Annotated in this window: 16 protein-coding genes and 1 riboswitch; of the genes, 11 read left to right on the top strand and 5 right to left on the bottom strand. The window is 68.7% G+C overall.

What is annotated here, in order from left to right; genetic code table 11:
* Positions 1-11 precede the first annotated feature (11 nt).
* The 4 genes from ACX80I_RS09695 (at position 12) to ACX80I_RS09680 (ending at position 3,366) form a co-directional block, all read left to right on the top strand.
* Positions 12-359: a hypothetical protein gene (locus ACX80I_RS09695; protein ID WP_459344906.1), complete on the top strand. Its 348-nt coding sequence runs from the start codon at positions 12-14 to the stop codon at positions 357-359.
* A gap of 634 nt (positions 360-993) precedes the next feature.
* Entirely contained in the window at positions 994-1,956 is a 963-nt protein-coding gene (locus tag ACX80I_RS09690; RefSeq protein WP_459344905.1) for a matrixin family metalloprotease, read from the top strand.
* A 40-nt stretch (positions 1,957-1,996) separates the two neighbouring features.
* Positions 1,997-2,716: a mycothiol-dependent nitroreductase Rv2466c family protein gene (locus ACX80I_RS09685; RefSeq protein WP_459344904.1), complete on the top strand. Its 720-nt coding sequence runs from the start codon at positions 1,997-1,999 to the stop codon at positions 2,714-2,716.
* A 104-nt stretch (positions 2,717-2,820) separates the two neighbouring features.
* Complete coding sequence (locus ACX80I_RS09680; protein ID WP_459344903.1) at positions 2,821-3,366, top strand: heme-degrading domain-containing protein; 546 nt, start codon at positions 2,821-2,823, stop codon at positions 3,364-3,366.
* Positions 3,367-3,403: 37 nt separating this feature from the next.
* Here ACX80I_RS09680 and ACX80I_RS09675 read toward each other — a convergent pair whose 3' ends face one another.
* The 3 genes from ACX80I_RS09675 to ACX80I_RS09665 are packed head-to-tail and all read right to left on the bottom strand — an operon-like array spanning position 3,404 to position 6,428.
* Positions 3,404-4,189, bottom strand: a complete 786-nt coding sequence (locus ACX80I_RS09675; protein WP_459344902.1) for a carbon-nitrogen hydrolase family protein — start codon at positions 4,187-4,189, stop codon at positions 3,404-3,406.
* Between the two features lie 5 nt (positions 4,190-4,194).
* Positions 4,195-5,541, bottom strand: a complete 1,347-nt coding sequence (locus tag ACX80I_RS09670) for an APC family permease (RefSeq protein ID WP_459344901.1) — start codon at positions 5,539-5,541, stop codon at positions 4,195-4,197.
* Between the two features lie 2 nt (positions 5,542-5,543).
* Positions 5,544-6,428 carry a carbon-nitrogen hydrolase family protein gene (locus tag ACX80I_RS09665; protein WP_459344900.1) on the bottom strand — a complete coding sequence of 295 codons (885 nt, stop codon included), beginning with the start codon at positions 6,426-6,428 and terminating at the stop codon, positions 5,544-5,546.
* 88 nt (positions 6,429-6,516) lie between these two features.
* On the opposite strand from ACX80I_RS09665, the gene ACX80I_RS09660 reads away from it, so the two are divergent.
* From ACX80I_RS09660 to ACX80I_RS09630, 7 genes are all read left to right on the top strand, one after another.
* Positions 6,517-7,308: a FadR/GntR family transcriptional regulator gene (locus tag ACX80I_RS09660; protein ID WP_459344899.1), complete on the top strand. Its 792-nt coding sequence runs from the start codon at positions 6,517-6,519 to the stop codon at positions 7,306-7,308.
* A gap of 112 nt (positions 7,309-7,420) precedes the next feature.
* Positions 7,421-7,519, top strand: a riboswitch (SAM riboswitch).
* Between the two features lie 103 nt (positions 7,520-7,622).
* Positions 7,623-9,263 carry an ABC transporter substrate-binding protein gene (locus ACX80I_RS09655; RefSeq protein WP_459344898.1) on the top strand — a complete coding sequence of 547 codons (1,641 nt, stop codon included), beginning with the start codon at positions 7,623-7,625 and terminating at the stop codon, positions 9,261-9,263.
* Positions 9,260-10,258, top strand: a complete 999-nt coding sequence (locus ACX80I_RS09650) for an ABC transporter permease (protein ID WP_459344897.1) — start codon at positions 9,260-9,262, stop codon at positions 10,256-10,258. Before ACX80I_RS09655 ends, ACX80I_RS09650 begins: the two co-directional genes overlap by 4 nt.
* Positions 10,255-11,154, top strand: a complete 900-nt coding sequence (locus tag ACX80I_RS09645) for an ABC transporter permease (RefSeq protein WP_459344896.1) — start codon at positions 10,255-10,257, stop codon at positions 11,152-11,154. The genes ACX80I_RS09650 and ACX80I_RS09645 overlap by 4 nt, the downstream gene beginning before the upstream one ends.
* A gap of 1 nt (position 11,155) precedes the next feature.
* The gene (locus ACX80I_RS09640) at positions 11,156-13,012 is read left to right on the top strand and encodes a dipeptide ABC transporter ATP-binding protein (protein WP_459344895.1); all 1,857 of its coding nucleotides are present in this window, start codon (positions 11,156-11,158) and stop codon (positions 13,010-13,012) included.
* Positions 13,013-13,085: 73 nt separating this feature from the next.
* Positions 13,086-14,321, top strand: coding sequence for an acyl-CoA dehydrogenase family protein (locus ACX80I_RS09635; protein ID WP_459344894.1), 1,236 nt, complete (start codon positions 13,086-13,088; stop codon positions 14,319-14,321).
* Positions 14,322-14,527: 206 nt separating this feature from the next.
* Entirely contained in the window at positions 14,528-16,282 is a 1,755-nt protein-coding gene (locus ACX80I_RS09630) for an HNH endonuclease signature motif containing protein (protein ID WP_459344893.1), read from the top strand.
* A gap of 441 nt (positions 16,283-16,723) precedes the next feature.
* On the opposite strand, the gene ACX80I_RS09625 is transcribed toward ACX80I_RS09630, so the two are convergent.
* Together ACX80I_RS09625 and ACX80I_RS09620 are read right to left on the bottom strand one after the other, a co-directional pair.
* On the bottom strand, positions 16,724-17,383 hold the full coding sequence (locus tag ACX80I_RS09625) for an SDR family oxidoreductase (RefSeq protein ID WP_459344892.1): 660 nt from the start codon (positions 17,381-17,383) through the stop codon (positions 16,724-16,726).
* Positions 17,384-17,508: 125 nt separating this feature from the next.
* A complete protein-coding gene (locus ACX80I_RS09620) occupies positions 17,509-18,441 on the bottom strand; it encodes a MetQ/NlpA family ABC transporter substrate-binding protein (RefSeq protein WP_459344891.1) in 933 nt (310 codons plus the stop codon).
* Positions 18,442-18,469 lie beyond the last annotated feature (28 nt).

Raw genomic sequence — 18,469 nt, 5'->3', positions numbered from 1 at the left:
CTGGACTGCTGATGTGTGGGGCATGCGGCCGCACGGTCGTCGCCGATCCGGCGCTCGGACCGGTGCGGACCACGCGGGACCTGCTGGTCGTGGCGCAACTGGTGAACTCGATCACCGCCGGACTGCCCGGCGGGCCCGTCGTGCGGGTGAGCGGTGACGCCTGGATCCTCGCGGGACGCACGGGCACCAGCACCAGGTGCGACACCGTCGAGCAGTTGTGGACCGTGCTGGTGGAGCAGTCTGTGCGGTCGCCTGAGGCCGCGGCACGATTGAGGGAGCGCATCGCCGACGGGCTGCCCGGTGCGTCCCCGCTCGCCGGGCGGGTCTTACGGGAAGGACTCTCGGTGGGCGCCCACTGACGGTTGCCGGAGCTCCTGAGCGCTGTAAGTCCTGCCCGATTCCGGCCCCGTCCGCTGCCTTCGCAGTGGGCGGGGCCGTCGTCGTTGCGGGCTGAGTCGCCGTCGTTCTCTAGTTTTGGCGCCCCAAACGCGTGTCGCGGCGGAGCACGCCGGTCCTCGAGCCGTACGTCTGCAAAAGCCGGGAACGAAGGCATGCCATGTGCGGCATTGCGCCCAAATGCTCGCTTGGAAGCGCCTGTTGCGGCAGGAAAATCCGGTCTGCGGCACGCGCACAGGCGAGAACCGGGATCGACGGCGGGGCCTGCGCGGCTTCCTGCACGCGTTTCGCTTTGAAGCGCGTGTCGCACTCCAACACGCCGTCATCGGAGCAATCTGTCGGTGAAACGCGTGCACGACGCCGCACCCGGTCCACCAAGCCCTCGTCGACGGCACTCCGGGCCGCCGAACCGCCGCCGAACTGAGCCACCCACCGCCGGGCCGAACCACCCGAGCCACCCGAACCGACCCAGCCGACCTGCACCGCACCCGCATCAGCCTTCGCGCAGCTTTGCCCAAGGTCGCCCCGAAACGAGCCAACGGTCCCGGCGCGTGCAGCAGGATGAACGAGGATCATTTAGGGGGAGGGCTCGGGTCGATGGGCGCAAGGGATCGCGAGTGGTTCCATGAGGGCCGCGACGCCCGGATGAACGGCGTGCGCCGGTCGCCGTCGGGCAGGATCCCGGAATGGTCGCTCGACGACGCCCTCCGTCAGGCCTCTGCTCCCCCGCCCTGGCGCCCCGGTCCGGCACCGAAGAAGCGCCGCCGGCCGAGGGCGAGGCTGCGGCTCGGGACCGTAGGCGCGCTCGCACTTCTCGTCTTCCTGTACCTGACGCCGACGCTGTTCGACCGCTACGTGCTGCCCGCCGCCCTGCCGTACCTGCCCGGCGCCGAGGTGCCGCCCCGCGGCGTCGAGGCCGGCGACGTCCCGCTCGGGGCTCCGCCGCCCGCACCGGCGTCGAACGCGTTCAAGCTGATGGAGTCGCCGGTCGAGGACCAGGAGTGGGTGGCGTACGACCCCTGCCGCCCCGTGCACTACGTCGTCCGGCCGGACAACGCACCGGCGGGGTCGGAGAACCTGGTCCAGGAGGCCGTCGCGGAGGTCTCGGCGGCCACCGGACTGCAGTTCGTGGACGACGGCGCCACGACGGAGGCACCCTCCGAGGACCGCGACCTGTACCAGCCGGAGCTGTACGGCAAGAGGTGGGTCCCGGTGCTCATCACATGGACAAGCCCCACCGAGATTCCGGGACTCGAGGGCGACGTGGCCGGGCTCGGCGGCAGCGACTACGCCCAGACACCGGGACACCCTCTGGTGTACGTGGGCGGGCAGGTGCAGCTCGATGCTCCGGATGCCGCCGAGACCCTGCAGTACCCGGACGGCCGCGCGTACCTGAGAGCGACCATCATGCACGAGCTCGGGCACGTCGTCGGGCTCGATCACGTCGATGACCCTCATCAGCTCATGTACGCGGACAACATCGGGCAGACCTCCTTCGGCGACGGAGACCGCGCCGGCCTCGCACTGCTCGGCACCGGCCCCTGCGTGCCCGGACTCTGAGTCCTTGACCCCCGTCGTGCAGCATCCCTAGCGTGAAGTCATGACCTCCCCCGATATCCGGTTCTACTTCGACCCCGTCTGCCCCTTCGCCTGGATGACCAGCAAGTGGGTGCGCATGGTGTCGGAGCAGCGCGACTACTCGGTGGAGTGGCGCTTCATCTCGCTCCGCCTGCTCAACGCCGCCATCGACTACGACGCCCACTTCCCCGCCGGCTACGAAGCCGGGCATACCGCGGGCCTGCGCCTGCTGCGCGTCGCCGCACGCACCCGGGAGGAGCACGGGCCCGACGCCGTCGGGCGTCTCTATGAGCGGCTCGGCACCCGGATCTTCGACACGCAGAAGGACGATTCCGACGGCGGCCACCGCGGCACGGCGGACTTCCTGGTGCCGGTCCTCGCCGAGGCGGGACTGCCCGAACAGCTCGCCGACGCCCTCGAGGACTCCTCGCTCGACGCCGCCCTCCAGGCAGAGACGGACGAGGCCCTCTCCCTGACGGGCAAGGACGTCGGGACGCCGATCATCCACTTCGAGCCGCCGGAGGGCGTGGCCTTCTTCGGTCCCGTGATCAGCCGCCTGCCCGATCCCGACCAGGCCGTCGAACTCTGGGACCACGTGCTGGGCCTGGCGCGGTTCCCCGGTTTTGCCGAGCTCAAGAGGAGCCTGCGGGAGCGCCCCCAGCTGCGCAGCTTCGGCGTAGCGGAGGACGAGGCCGGGCTGCAGGAGGACTGGCACGGCGGGAGCCGCCGGACCAGGAAGTAGATCTCCGGTCCCATGCAACACGCGGAATGGTACCTGTCACGGCCATGTCGCTGTACGACCGAAGCGGATTCCACCGAGGGACGTCGACGACGTACCCTAGGCGAATGAGCAATGAAGCGTCCGCAGCGATCCTCGCCCCGTTCGATCCGGACGGCGGGGACGACCAGCCTGCCGCAGCGCTCGAGTCGCTCATCTCGACGGTCGAGGCGGAGGTCGCTGAGCTCCAGTTCACCCGCTTCACCAACGACGACGCCGTGGCGCTCGGGCAGCTCCTCGTCCAGCTCGGTGTCAGCCGCAACCTGCCGATCGCGATCAGCATCTGCAAGCCGAACCACATCCTCTTCCGGGCCGCGCTCGACGGCGCCACCCCCGACAACGACTACTGGCTCGATGCGAAGGGCCGCACGGCCGCGCGCTACTTCGTGCCGTCGCTGCTCGTCGGCCTGCGTGCACGACGCAACGGCGGCCACGCCGAGGACAACCCGATGTTCGACACCTCGACGCATGCCGCCCATGGGGGCTCGTTCCCGCTGTACGTCCGGGGCGTGGGACCCGTGGCCACCGTGACGGTGTCCGGGCTGCCGCAGCTCGAGGACCACAAAATCGTGGTCGAGGCCCTGCGCACCTTCCACGCGGCCGACGGGCTGTAACCCGGCACCGTGCAGCCGCGTCAGCGCGGCACCCGGATCACCCCTCCACGCGACGCTGGCTCGCCAGGGGAAACTGCCGGCGGGCGTCCGCGACCGCCGGAAGGTGCAGGTCCACGGTCAGGACGTCCTCCACCGGGCCGCACGAGCCCAGCACCTCTCCCAGGGGGCCGGCCACGATGCTTCGGCCGATCGACACCGGCTCGGACTGGGACACACCCGCGACGAATACGCCGTTGTCCAGCGCACGCGCACGGAGCAGCACCTCCCACTGGTCCGTCTTGCCCGGTCCCGGCACCCACGACGACGGCGCCAGGACCACCGGCGCTCCCGCGTCCGCCAGCGCCCGGGCCACTCCCGGGAACCGCAGGTCGTAGCAGGTGAGCAGTCCGACGACGGTCCCGTCCAGGGAGAAGGTGACGGGTCCGACGTCGGGCGCCGGTTTGATGTGCCGGGACTCATGGAAGCCCTGGCTGTCGAAGAGATGGATCTTGCGGTAGGCCGCGACCAGGGACCCGGTGGGGTCCAGCGCGACGATGGTGTTGTAGGCACGCTCGTGGTCCTCGGAGGTCTCGATCACCCCTGCCACCACCGTGATCGCGTGCCGACGCGCCATCGCCGCGAGCGCCCGGACCACGTCGCCGTCGAGCGGTTCCGCGGCCGTGACGAACGAGCTGTCCACCCGGTTCTTCTCGTAGCTCGCGTACTCGGGGAAGACCGCGAGGGTGGAGCCGGCGTCGGCCGCCGCGGCAGCGACCTCCTCCATCCGGGCGAGGTTCGCTGCGGTGTCCGGGCCGGACGCGAGCTGCCCGAGGGTGATGCGCATACCTCCTATGAAACGACTTCCTTCTCCACCGACACCAGTTCGGGCGGCGCGGAGCGGAAGCCGCGTGTGATGACGGCGAGCACGACGATGCCGATCGCGAGCCAGACGAGGCCGAGCGTGATCGCCGTGGGGTCGAGCTGGGTGAGCAGAAAGGCGTCGACCACGGCGCCGACGGCGGGGATCACCAGATAGGAGAAGGGGTTCAGGCTGCGCCCGGTCCGCTTCTCGCGCAGGTAGTAGGCGATGACGGAGACGTTGACCAGGGTGAACGCGGTGAAGGCACCGAAGTTGATGAACGAGGTGGACGTGGCGACGTCGAGGAAGACCGCCACGAGTCCCACGATGCCCGTGATGACGAGGTTGATCACCGGCGTGCGGAAGCGGTCGTGGAGGTAGCCGAACACCTTCCGCGGCAGCACGGCGTCGCGGCCCATCGCGTAGAGCAGTCGGGATGCGCTCGCCTGGGCTGCGAGACCGGAGGCGAACTGCGCGACGACGAGGCCCGCGAGGAAGACCGCGCCGAAGAGCTGGCCGCCGATCTGCAGGGCGATGTCGGAGGCGAGTGAGGCCGAGTCCTCGAACGTGCCACCGGGGCGGATCAGCTGGGTCACGTAGGAGACGGACACGAAGATGGCTCCGCCGATCAGCGCGATGAGCATGATGGCGCGCGGCATCGTCTTCTTCGGCTCCACGGTCTCCTCGGTGAGGGTCGTGACGGCGTCGAACCCGAGGAAGGAGTACGCGGCGATGGCCGCACCGGCAGCGATGGTACCGAGGTTCGCCGTCGGGTTGATGAACGGTGCCGAGCTCACCAGCGCGCCGGCGCCCGACGTGCTGACGAGGGTCCCGATGGTCAGTGCCACGAAGATGCCGATGACGAGCAGCTGGAACGCCATCAGGAGGTAGTTCGCCTTCTCGGCGACCCGGATCCCGATGACGTTGAGCACGGTGGTCACGAGCACGAAGGCCAAAATCCACACCCAGATCGGGGTGCCCGGGAACTGCGCGGTGAGGTAGGACCCGCCGATCAGCCAGATGACCATCGGCAGGAAGAGGTAGTCGAGCAGGATGGCCCATCCGACCAGGAACACGATGCGGGCGTCGATGGTGCGCCGGACGTAGGTGTAGGCGGAGCCGGCGACGGGGAACGCGACGGCCATGCGTCCGTAGCTGTGCGCCGTGAAGAGCATCGCGAGGAGGGCGAGGAGGTAGGCCGACGGCGATGCGCCGCCCGTCGCCTCGGCAATGACGCCGAAGATCGCCAGGACGATCAGGGGTGTGAGGTAGGCAAGTCCGAACAGGACGAGCGAGGGCAGCCGGAGGGTGCGGGTGAGCTGAGACGAGGTCTGCATGGCTAGTCCTGACGGGCAGTGGACGCGGGGGTCCAGGTAGCGGGATCGATGCGGCCGGAGTACATGGGCAGCTCGATCGGGGTCTCATGGGCGCGGAACTGGGACCACATGCGGTTCAGCCCGGCGGTGCCGTGCGTGCGCACGTAGTCGATGCGCGACAGGTCGAGGGTGGCCGCCATCATCCCGGTACCCTCGTCGTCGAGAGATTCGAGGACCGTGCCCTCCGGGTCCACGATGAGGCTCTGGCCGCGCCCGGTGGGGCCGGCACAGTTGACGCTGACAATAAACACCTGGTTGACGATGGCGTTGGCCCGGGCGAGGACCAACTCGTGTTCGCGGTCCTCCGTGGTGGTCTTGACGACATTGAGGATCACGTCCGCGCCGAGCCAGGCGAGCTGGCGGGTCACTTCGGGGAACCACGCGTCGTAGCAGATGGACAGACCGGCCCTGCCGTAGCCCTCGAGGTCGACGGTGACGAAGGCGTCCCCGGGGTCGTACGGCTCAAAGGGACGCCACGGGAAGATCTTGCGGTAGCTCGCCTCGAGCTCGCCCTGCGGGGAGAACACGAGGGCGGTGTTGAACAGCTGCCCCTCGGGCCCGCGCTCGCAGATGCTTCCGGGCACGAGCCACACGCCGAGGTCCCCGGCGAGCTGTGCGAGCTCCCGCACGAGGGGCCCGTCGAGGGGCTGCGCAGACTCCTGGAGCGCTTCCGTGCGCGCCTGGTCGGGGTAGCCGTCACCGAACAGGTGCAGTTCGGGGTAGACGAGGAGCCGGGTTCCGGGATGCGCCGCGAGGGCGTCGGAGACCTGGGTGGCGAAGACCGAGAATGGCTCACCGATCGCGATCGGTTCGGACTGGACCGCGAGGAGCGGTAGGGGCTGTGACATGGGTCGCCTTGGCTTGCAGTGACGGGGCTCACGCAATATTAGCTCATATTGAACTATTATCAAGGCGGGACGACGTTAGGGTGAAACCATGGCTGCTGAAGTGCGGGAACCGCCGGGTACGGCGGCGTCGTCTCCCCTGCCGTCTGCACTGCCGGCTCCTATGCCCTCTGCCCTGCCGCCCGGCCTGCCGCCCGGTCACGGACGGCGCAGCGCCATCGATGCCGTCCGCGCCCGCATCGCCACCTCCATCTCGCTCGGCCTTATCCAACCCGGCGAACGGCTGCCGGACCAGGCCGACATCGCCCTGGGGCTCTCGGTCAGTCCGATGACAGCCCGTCGGGCGATGGCGAGCCTTGCCGACGAGGGGATCGTCGTCCGGCGGCGTGGACGTGACGGCGGTACCTTCGTCGCGGCGGATCCTCCCGCCGTCGCCCTGGAGAGGCTGTCCCTGGGACTGCCGGATGCCGCGGCCGTCCACGATCTGGTGGACCGGCGCCTCCTCGCCGAGTGCGCGGTCACCCACTTCGCCGCCGTCAACGCCACGGAGGACGAGCTGGAGGCGCTGGAGGCGCTGACGCAGCGCATGGGGAAGGCCACCAACTGGTCGGAATACCACCAGGCCGACGACGCCTTCCACCGGTCCGTGGCCGCGGCGTCCCACCTCGGTGCTGCCACCGCCGTGTATTCGGCAGCCCTCGGCGAGCTGTACGAGCACTTCGTCCCGTACCCCATCGACGCACTGCACCGCGCCAACGAGGACCACATCGACCTGGTGCGTGCGCTGCGGAGGCGCGACGCGGTTCAGGCGGTCTCGATCGCCCACGCGCACGTCGACAGCCTGCACTCGACGATGTTCATGGAACTCGCGCGTCGCGCCTAGCTGCCGGCCGGTCCGGCCGGTCCTCCTACGACCTCCCGCACGACCTCCCGCATGACCGAATATGACGGGGACCACTGGCGCAGCCGATGCCCGGTGCGCTTAGCTGTAGCCATAACCATCCCGAGCGGCCGAGAGACCTGGATCGACGACGCCGCAGCAACCCTCCCTGTGTAGCAACGGGGAACGGTGCTACTGCCAGGACCGATGGAGAAGCTACACGCTTTCGTTGGTCTCCCCTCCCGTGCTTCCGCACGCCCGGGTGATCGCTGGCTGTCCTGTCTGCCCTCCATCGGGCGATGATTCAGGAGCCCAGCGTGACAACAGCAAGCCCCAGCACACCCCGCACCCTCGCCCTGCTCGCAGCGGCCGCAGGCCTTCTCCTCACCACATCGGGCTGCGGAGGATCAGCCGCAGCGAGCGAGGACGACACGTTCGTCTTCGCCACCGGCAAGGACATCTCCTGCCTCGACCCCCACGTCGACGGCGACATGCCGCAGGCCTCGATCGCGGCGAACTACCTCGACTCCCTGGTCTCCCAGGACAGCGAGGGCGCCATTCATCCGTGGCTCGCCACGGACTGGTCAGTGTCCGACGATGGCCTCACCTACACCTTCACGGTGCGCGACGACGTCTGGTTCACCGACGGCACGAAGCTCACCGCGGAGGCGGTCAAGGCGAACCTCGACCACATGGTCGACCCCGACACGCAGTCCGGCACGGCCGGCGGCTACCTCAAGCCCTACACCTCCACCGAGGTCGTCGACGACACCACCGCCGTCGTCACCCTCAACCGCCCCTACGCGGCATTCCTCGAGGTGCTCGCCCAGCCGTTCCTCGGCATCGAGTCACCCGAGGCCCTCAAGCGCCCGCGGGCCGAGAACTGCAACGCGCCGGTGGGCTCGGGCCCCTACAAGATCGTCGACTACGTGCCGCAGTCGAAGGTCAGCCTCGTCCGCAACGAGGACTACAACTCCGCTCCTCCCTATGCGAAGCACCAGGGCCCGGCCCACATCGAGAAGATCGAGTGGCGGATCGTCCCCGAGGACTCCACACGCTACGGACTCCTCCGCGCCGGCCAGGTGGACGCCCTCGACCTCATGCCGTCGGTGCACTTCGACGAGGCCGAGGCCGATCCGAACGTCGAACTCATCCTGCAGGACCGGCCCGGGAACCCGACCAACCTGATCCTGAACACCACGCGCGCACCGTTCGACGACCTCAACGTCCGCAAGGCCTTCCTGCGCAGCGCCTACGTGGATGCGGGCATCAACAGCGTGTACTTCGGCACCGTGACCCGGGCCGGCGGACCGCTGAGCTCCACCACCGGCTTCTACTCCCCCGACTTCGAGCACGTCTACGATCCGGACCCCGAGGAGGCGGCACGCCTGCTCGACGAGGCCGGCTGGACCGAACGCGACGACGAGGGCTACCGCGTGAAGAACGGCCAGCGCCTCACGGTGCACTTCCCCTACACGCCGGACTGGTGGCCCACAGCGCACCAGGCCCTGGTCACCCAGATCCAGGCGACGGCGAAGAAGGCAGGGTTCGAGGTGCTGATCGAGAACGGCGACGGCGCCAGCGTCAGCGAACTCGGCAACAACTTCGAGTACGACCTCCGCGCCGACTACTGGAACACCAACACCGCTGACGTGTTGCGCATCGTCTTCTCCTCGGAGTACACCGAGTCGGCGGGCTTCGTGCCCAACGGCTCGGGCTTCCGCAACCCGGAGCTCGACGGCATCCTCAACGACGCACTCGCGACCGACGACCCGGAGGTCCGCAAGGACCTCTACTACCAGGCGCAGCAGATCGTGAGCGACAACGCACTCCAGCTCCCGCTCTACAACCAGGCCAGCCAGGTGGCGCTCCGCAGTGACCGCTTCACCTCGCTCGCCCTCGAGCCGAGCCTCTCCCTCCCCTACCTCTACGACGTCACGGCGGTCGATTCCGAATGAGCACCTCCCTCGATTCCCTCAGTGCGGCACCCCGCACCACCGCGACCGTCGGCAGTGCCGGCAGCGTCATCCTCCGACGGATCGCCGGCAGTGTCTTCGTCCTCTGGGCCGCAGTGACCCTCACGTTCTTCGTCCTCCGCCTCACGCCCGGTGATCCGGTCACCGCGATCCTCGGCGGCGCGGGCTCGTCGCCGTCGCCCGAGACCGTCGCGGCGGTCCGGGCGGAGTACGGGCTGGACCAGCCGGTCCTCGTCCAGTACTTCAGCTACCTCGGCAACCTCGTCACCGGGGACTTCGGGGTGTCCTACATCTTCAAGGTCCCGGTCGTGGAGATCATCGGCCCGCAGATCCTTCCCACGCTGCAGCTCGCCGGGCTCGCCCTGGTCTTCGCGTGGGCGATCGCACTGGCCTTCACCCTCCTGACGGTGGGCCGCGGGCGCGTGCTCGACGGCGTCGGCCGTGCGGTCGAGGTGTTCTTCGCATCCCTCCCCCAGTTCTGGGTCGGCATCATGCTCGCTGTCGTCTTCGCCGTCATCCTCGGCTGGTTCCCGGTAGCGGGGAATGACGGATTCAAGTCGCTCGTGCTGCCGGCGCTGTCGCTCGGAGTCCCCCTCGCCGGGTTCATCGCCCAGGTGACGCGGTCCTCCTTCGATGACGCCCTCGCGCAGCCGTTCGTCCTCAGCGCCCGGGCCCGTGGCCTGAGCGACACGGCCGTCCGGATCACGCACGCACTGCGCCACGCGATCCTCCCCGGCCTCACGCTCTCAGCCTGGGCGGTGGGCTCGCTCGTCAGTTCCGCCGTCGTCGCCGAGATCATCTTCGCCCGCCCGGGCCTCGGCAGGTCCCTCGTGGACGCCATCGTGAACCGCGACCTGCCCATCACCCTCGCGGTGGTGTTCATCACCGCAGCGGTCTACATCCTCGTGAACCTCGCCGTGGACCTCCTCTACCGCGTGGTCGACCCCCGCACGAACCCGAAGGGATCAGCAGCATGAGCCTCACCCTCGACCCCACTCCGACGGCGGAGGGCGGCACCGCCGTTCCCTTGTCGCCCGCACCGGCCCCTTCGCGTGCAGGACGCCTGGTCCGCAACACGCCGATCGGTGTCTGGATCGCCGCCGCGCTCCTCGCCTTCCTGGTGCTCGCAGCACTCGCTCCGTTCGTGTTCCTGCGGCAGGATCCCTTCGAGATCGACCCCGCCAACGCCTTCCAGTCACCCAACGCCCTCCATCTGTTCGGCACGGACCAGAACGGCCGTGATGTCTTCTCCCGCGTCATCGCCGGTACGGGCCAGTCGCTGCTGCTCGGCCTCGCCGCCACGGCGATCGGGCTGATCCTCGGTGGCGCGCTCGGCATCACCGCCGGTGTCTCCGACAAGTGGCTGGACTCGGCGATCTGCCGTTTCGTCGAGGTGCTGTTCGCCTTCCCGGGCCTGCTCCTGGCCCTGATCGTCATCGCGGTGTCCGGCACCGGCGTCGTCACCGCTGCCATCGCCGTCGGGGTCGGTTCCGCCCCCGGTTATGCAAGGATGCTCCGCACCCAGACCCTGCAGGTCGTGGCAGCTCCGTATGTGGAAACAGCCCTGTCGCTCGGCCGGTCCCGGTCCCACATCCTCTGGCACACGATCGTCCCCAACGTGGCGCGCCCCCTCTTCGTCCTCGTCACCCTCGGCATCGGACAGGCCATCGTCTGGGCGTCGTCGCTGAGCTTCCTCGGACTGGGCGCGCAGCCGCCCGCCGCCGAGTGGGGCGCCATGCTCGCCGATGGACGCAACTACCTCCAGGTCGCCTGGTGGATCGCGGCCTTCCCCGGCATCTTCATCACCCTGGCCGCGCTGACCACCACCGTGGTGGGCCACCACCTGCAGCGCCGACTCGAAGCAGAGGTCTGACATGACTGAGAACATCAGCGGCACCGCAGGGCAGCAGCCCCTGCTCGCCATCGACAACCTGAACGTCTCCTTCACCACGCCGCGCGGCACGGTCGACGTCGTCCGCGATGTCTCGCTGGCCCTGGCGCCCGGCAAGGCGCTGGCCCTCGTGGGCGAGTCGGGCTCCGGCAAGACCGTCACGGCCCGCACGCTCGTCGGGCTCAATGCGGCCAACGCCCGGGTGACCGCCGACCGGCTCGACGTACTCGGCCACGACGCGACCCGCCTGTCCGAACGGCAATGGCGCGGACTGCGCGGCAAGGACATCGGCTACGTGCTGCAGGACGCCCTCGTGTCCCTCGACCCCCTGCGGACGGTGGGCCAGGAGATCGACGAGGCACTCCGGGCGCACGGCGTCCGCGGCAAGGCCGAGCGGCAGGAACGGGTTCACGCCGCCCTGCGGGACGCCGGGATCCCCGACCCCGAAATCCGGGCGCGGCAGCGCTCCGGGGAACTGTCCGGCGGCCTGCGCCAGCGTGCACTGATCGCCCAGGCCACGGTGCTCAACCCGCAGCTCGTGATCGCCGATGAACCGACCACCGCACTGGACGCCACGGTCCAGGCGCAGATCCTCGAGCTGCTGGCCGGACTGAAGGAGCAGGGCCGCGGGCTCATCTTCATCTCGCACGACCTCGCCGTCGTCAGCCACCTCGCGGACGAGATCGCCGTCATGCAGAACGGGCGCATCGTGGAATCCGGCCGGGCGTCCGAGGTGCTGGGCAACCCGCGCCACGAGTACACCCGCCAGCTGATCGATGCCGTGCCCTCCGCCGCCGGCAAGGGCACGCGGCTGTCCGCCGTGCCGCGGGTCTCGGTGACCTCACGTCCCGCGCGGCACTCCGCATTCTCCGACGCGGCCCCGGCCCTCGAGGCCCGCAACCTCCTGAAGACCTACGCCTCCCCGGACAGCACGCGCCGCACCGTGGTCGACGACGTCTCCTTCACGGTGCCTGCGGGGAAGACCCTGGGCATTGTCGGCGAATCGGGATCGGGGAAGTCGACGACGGCGCGCATTGCGCTCGGCCTCACCGAGCCCGACGCCGGAACGGTCACCCTGGGCGGGCTGCCCTGGGTAGGGCACGTCGAAGGCACGGCCGGCATCCTTGCCGATCGCAGTGATAGCAGGGAGCGCCGGGCCTCCGGCGCCTCCCGGCTCTCCGGGTCCGCCGGCAGCCGGCGAGCACGGGTCACGACTGCTGCGGCTGCCGTGACCGAGGATCTCCGCCGCCCGCACCGGCCCGACATCCAGCTCGTCAACCAGGATCCGCTGAGTTCCTTCGATCCGCGGTTCAGCGTGGGCCGGGTCATCACCGACGCCCTGGACGCCGGTGCCGTGGGAACGCCGGGCGAGCGGAGGGACCGGGCGGCCGAACTCCTCGGGCAGGTGGGCCTGCCGCTCGACCTCATCGAGCGGCGGCCGCTCACCCTCTCGGGTGGACAGCGCCAGCGTGTGGCCATCGCCCGCGCCCTCGCGCTCCAGCCACGTGTCCTGCTGCTCGACGAGCCCGTTTCCGCACTCGATGTCTCGATCCAGGCGCAGGTCCTCGACCTGCTCGCGGACCTCCAGGAGCAGCTCGGGTTGAGCTACCTCTTCATCAGCCATGACCTCGGCGTCATCCACCACGTGAGCGACGACGTCCTGGTCCTCAAGGACGGCCGCGTGGTCGAGTCGGGTAGCGCCGAGGCGATCTTCACCACCCCGACCACGGACTACACGCGGGCGCTGCTCGCCGCCGTTCCGGAGATGCCCGAGCGCCGGTCCGCCGTCGTCGTTCCCGGCGCCCCATATGCGCAGGGTGACGCAGGAGCCGACCGATGACCGCCTGCGCCACCGACGGCCGGTTCGCGGTCATCGCATCCCCGTGCGCACAGAATCCAGCAGGAGCTGACCGATGACCACTGAAACCCTGACCGCACCCGTGACCTACGGCCGACTCGCGGAACGGTTCCGACCCCTGTTCGACGAGATCGCGGCCGGGGCCGCGGAGCGCGAGAACGAGCGGATCCTGCTGCACCGCCAGGTGCGTCAGCTCGTCGATGCAGGCTTCACCGCGCTGCGGGTTCCCGTCGAGCTCGGAGGTGGCGGGCTCTCGGCGCCGCAGTTCTTCCGGCTGCTCATCGAACTCGCTGCCGCCGAGTCGAACCTCGCACAGGCCCTTCGGTCCCACATCGCGTTCGTCGAGGACCGGCTCTACGCGAACGATACTGTCTGGCTGCGTCGCGTCGCCGAAGGAGCGGTGCTGGGCAACGCGTGGACGGAGACCGGACCTGTCGCCGTCGGCGGTGTCAGTACCACCATCACGCGCGACGGCGAGGACTACCGCGTCGACGGCACAAAGTACTACACGACCGGAAGCCTGTACGCCGACTGGATTCAGACGGGTGCGCGCACGGACGACGGCGTCGACGTGATCGCCCTCGTGCGGCGGGACGCGCCCGGGGTCGAGGTCATCGATGACTGGGACGGGTTCGGCCAGCGCCTGACCGCAAGCGGCACGTCCGTCTTCCGGAACGTCGTCGTGCCAGCCGAGGACGTCATCATCGAGGCGGACCACCCGCCGTACGACACGGGTGTCTACCAGCTCATCCATGTCGCAACGCTTGCGGGGATCGCCCGCGCAGCTGTCCGGGACGTGGCTTCGGAGGTGCGCGGGAGGACCCGGACCTTCAGTCACGGAAACGGAACAAGGCCCAGTGAGGACATCCAGGTGCAGCAGGTGGTGGGGGAAGTCTCGGCTCTCGCGTTCGCGTCCGAGGCTGCTGCACTCCGGGTGGCCGAACTGGTGCAGGAGGCCTACGAGGCGCACCTCGACCTCCCGCGCGAGGAGGCGGACTCTGCCGCAGTAGCGGTGGAATTCGCTTCCTCACAGGCGCAGATCGTGGTGACGGAGCAGGTCCAGCGTGCTGCTTCGACGATCTTCAACGCTCTGGGCGCATCGTCGACCCGGAAGGGCCTCCAGCTCGACCGGCACTGGCGGAACGCCCGCACCATCTCGTCGCACAACCCCGTGATCTACAAGTCGAGGATCGTCGGCGACTGGGAGATCAACGGGACCGTGCCGGAATTCGTGTGGCGGGCAGGCAATGCACCGGGGACGACGACGGCGGAGACCGGCGCGGGCGCTTAGCGCGGGGCTCGTGGGGGTGTAGCACGGGCCGGTGCGGGTGATCGTCCCGGGTTCGTGCGGGCGAGCGATGCCGGGCGGGTCGCCCCTGGTCTTCGTAAGGTATGGGATTTACATGCCCTTGCTAAAAGGAGAAGGAGCGTCCTCTAGTTGTCCACATAGGCTCCCAGGGCCGCTGGAGTAGTACGTGTGTTCGATAAATTTGGGGTATGGCCATCGCCCCGATCGAGCGTCCCGCGCAGACCCCGACCTCAGTCGAGTCGGCGTGCGCTGTGCTGACGGCGTGTGCCCGGGAGGTGAGCCTGCAGGGCCGTGTTCTGTCCCGGTCGGAGGCGCTACAGCTCATCGTCGACGTCGAACAGGCCTCGAGGATTGTGGATCATCTGCAGGTCCTTGCCGCCCGCTTAGCCGAGGAGCACTACAGGGTCGACGAACCTGATCCCGGCCCCCCATCCGGGAGCACGTCCGGTGCTGGGTCGCTTCTGGCCCGGGCGGAACAGGCCATCCGCGCCGAGGCCCCGACTCCCGCCGGTTCCAGCCTCGCTTCCTCGGACACCGTCTCGTCGTCCGCGTGGGGTGCGGGGGCGGAAGCAGCTGCGGACGGGTTCAGGGATTGTGCCGATTTCCTGCGCGGGACCCTCGGGATCAGCCGCGCCGAGGCCCGGCGCCGACTGGCGCTGGCAGACCTGGTGCTGCCCCGCACCACCCCCACGGGCGCCCCACTGCCGGCCCGGCTGGAGGCCCTCGGTGCGGCGTCGGAAGCGGCCCTGATCAGCGGTCGGGCCGCGACGATCGTCTCCCAGGCCGTGCACCGGGTCCACTCTTTCGCGACCCCGGAGCAGGTCGAGTCGATGGAGAAGCATCTCACCCGGCAGGCTGTGGAGTCCGACGAGGACATCCTGCGGGTCCTAGCCCACCGCTGGGAGGGCGTGTTCGATCAGGACGGACAGGAACCCACCGACAAGATCCTCCGGGCACGGCAGGGTGTGTTCCTCAAGGGCCGCCGCCACGGCCTGCACGTCCTGGAAATCGGCGCCACCGACGAACAGTTCGAACACCTCGCCACCGTCATGAACACTGCCACCAACCCCAGGACACTCAACGGTCACGCCAACGGTGCCGATGCTGGTACTGCAGGGAACGACACCGGGTCAGACTCAGGCTCAGACGAAGACTTAGGCAACGACACCGGGTCAGGCCCGGGCGAGGACTTGGGCAACGACTCCGGCTGGGGTGCGGGTGCGGACGTGTTCGGCGATCCGGGCGGTGCAACGAGGGCCCAATTGCTGCTGGAGGGACTGGTCGGCGCGTGCAGAATCGCCCTGAGCACCGGCGGTCTTCCCGCCACCGGAGGCCACCGACCCCAGGTCATGGTCACCATCGACTACCAGGACCTCCTCGGCCACGCCCAGCACCCCGGACAGGGAATCTTCGCCGGGCAGGCCACCGCCCGGACCATCCGGCGGATCGCCTGTGATGCGGACATCATCCCGATCATCCTCGGCGGAGCGGGTCAGGTCCTGGACCTCGGACGAGCCCAACGCCTCTTCCCGCCCCACCTGCGCCGGGCCCTGGTCGCCCGCGACAAGGGCTGCGCCTTCCCGGACTGTTCTATCCCCGCCCCCTGGTGCGAAGCCCACCACATCGACCCCTGGTCCCGCGGCGGCACCACCAGCATCACCAACGGGGTCCTGCTGTGCTCGAGACACCACCACCTCATCCACCAAGGCCACTGGAAGGTGCAACCCCGAGACGGTGTCCCCTGGTTCCACGCACCCGGGCACCCCGGCCGGGCAGGAACACCCCGCACCAACACCTACTGGAACACCGGACAAGCCGTCCACCACCAACTCCACCAACTCGACGAAGGGCTGGCACGTGGAGAAATCCTGCAGGAGGAACCACTCCACGATCCATCCCGCCGGCCCCCACGATCCCTGGTTGGAACCGACCGGAACACATAAAACCGGCCACCCCTGATTGGGATTGGCCCGAACAGACAAAGCCGGCGAGCCTTGGCTGGAACCGACCGGAACATACAGAACCGGCCACCCCTAATTGGAATTGGCCCGAACAGTCAGAGTCCACCAGCCCCGGCTGGAACCGACCCGAGCAGACGGGCCCAGCCAGTCCTGGCTGGGGTTGGCCGGAGCAGGCGAGGTCAGACCAAACCTGACCAAAGCCCAGCACCGAGCCGGCCAATTCCACGAGGGCCCGCCCGGACTCTGCGCTCGAACGCACGTCCGGATCGGAACGCAGGTCGATATCTAAAGGCTAGTCGGCATCTAGGACACGCTGGTATCCGAATCCACGTCGAGGCGCACCGTAGTTAGCAAAAGCGACACCGCGCTGACCCAGCGGACACGCGAAAGGCGGCGCTCAGAGAGCGCCGCCTTTCGTAGTTCTTACGACCTCAAGGCCCCCTGGATGGCCTCCGCGATCGGCGTCTCGCCGCTGTTGAACTGGATGGTCTTGTCCACCGTCCCGAGATCACCGAGCACGACGGCAGCCACGTGGGCGACATCCTCCCGGGGAACGGAGTCGCGCTGCGGCTTGTCCGATACCTCGATCTTGCCGGTTCCAGGGTCGATGGTCAGGGAACCAGGTCCCAGGATGGTCCACGCGAGTTCCGACTTCCGTAGGTGCTCGTCCGCCGCCGCCTTCGCCTCCGCATAGTGGAAGAAGCCGTTGTCCTTCGGCACCCCGTGGTCCTTGCTGGCCCCGAGATAGGAAACCATGACGTAGCGGCCGATCGAAGCTTCCCTCGCTGCATCCATAGACCGGATGGCTGCATCCCGATCGACCGCGTACGTGGCCTCGGGGCTGCTGCCGCCCGCACCTGCGGACCACACGACGGCGTCATGCCCCCGGAAGAGGTCGGCCATCTGCTCCACCGACAGCTCCGCGACATCTGCCACGACGGGCGTACCTCCCGCCTGCTCGACGTCCGCAGCGTGGTCCTGGTTGCGGAAGATCGAGCTCACCTGGTGGCCCTGACTCGTAAGGATCTTCGTCAGGTGCAGGGCTACTTTTCCGTGTCCACCGATGATGGCTACGCGTGACATGGGAACTCCTTCAGGTCGTCGGCTGTCTTGCTTTCGACGCTAGTCCCCTTGCCCGAGGGCTGGCCACCTACCGGCAGGCGTTCAGCCACCGGCGCACGCCTATTCCCGGTTCCGTCTGTGGGTGCTCAGGGGGCTTCAATGGGCAGAAGCAACTCCTTCACCGAGGGATCCGTCCGCAGGAACTCCTGTACGGCGGGGTCGGCGAACGCCTCGGTGAGCTTCTTGATGTTGTCTGTGTCGACGTAATCGGTGCCGACCGTGAGTTGTGCGGCGAACTCGTCGGGCGCCGCAGGCGCGAAGATCTGCTTCTCGAGCGGAATCTTGGCGGCCGTGTAGTACTCGGTGTAGCCGACGGCAGCATCCAGGTCCGGCAGTGCCCGGGACTGGGCACCGAAGTCGAGGAGGGTGAACTTCAGGTTCTTCGGATTCGAGGCGATGTCATCCTGCGTCGCCTCCCACTTGTCGGTGCCCTCCTTGAGCGTGATCAGCCCTGCCCGCTCCAGCAGCCAGAGACCTTGGGCCTCGTTCGCCGGGTCCGAGTAGAGGGAGATGGTGCCGCCATCGGGAATCTGGTCCACGCTCGTGTACTTGTCCGACCAGATGCCGAATCCCCAACGGAAGACGGGCGCCACTGCCGTCTCGCGGAAGTCCGGGTTGGCCTCCAGCACCTGTCCGAGCCACAGCTCGTGCTGGTACACCGTCGCCGCGACCTCGCCCTCGCTGACGGCCCGGTTGATGGTGTTGCTGTCGCTCAATCCCTTGAACTCGATGTCGATGCCGTACTTCGGCGCGATGTCCCGGTCGATGAATTCGATGAGCGCCTGCTCCGCGTGGTTCCCCTCGGCGGTCGCAACGAGGAGGGTTGCGCCTTCCGTTTCCGCCGCAGACTCGGACGGGTTGAGCAGTGGCACGGCAATGAAGGCGCCTGCGGCCAGGACGGCGACAGCCCCGCCTGCAATCCATGGTGCCTTGCGCCGCTTGCGGAGGATGAATCCGTGGTCCGCACCGGCTGGCGAGGAAGTCGACGATGTTGGCTCAGGAGCAGTGTTTTCGGACATGGCAATGCCTTTCTGGGCGCGCTCGGGG

The organism is Arthrobacter rhamnosi (assembly GCF_054510855.1).
This window is presented reverse-complemented; position numbering and strand designations above follow the sequence as displayed.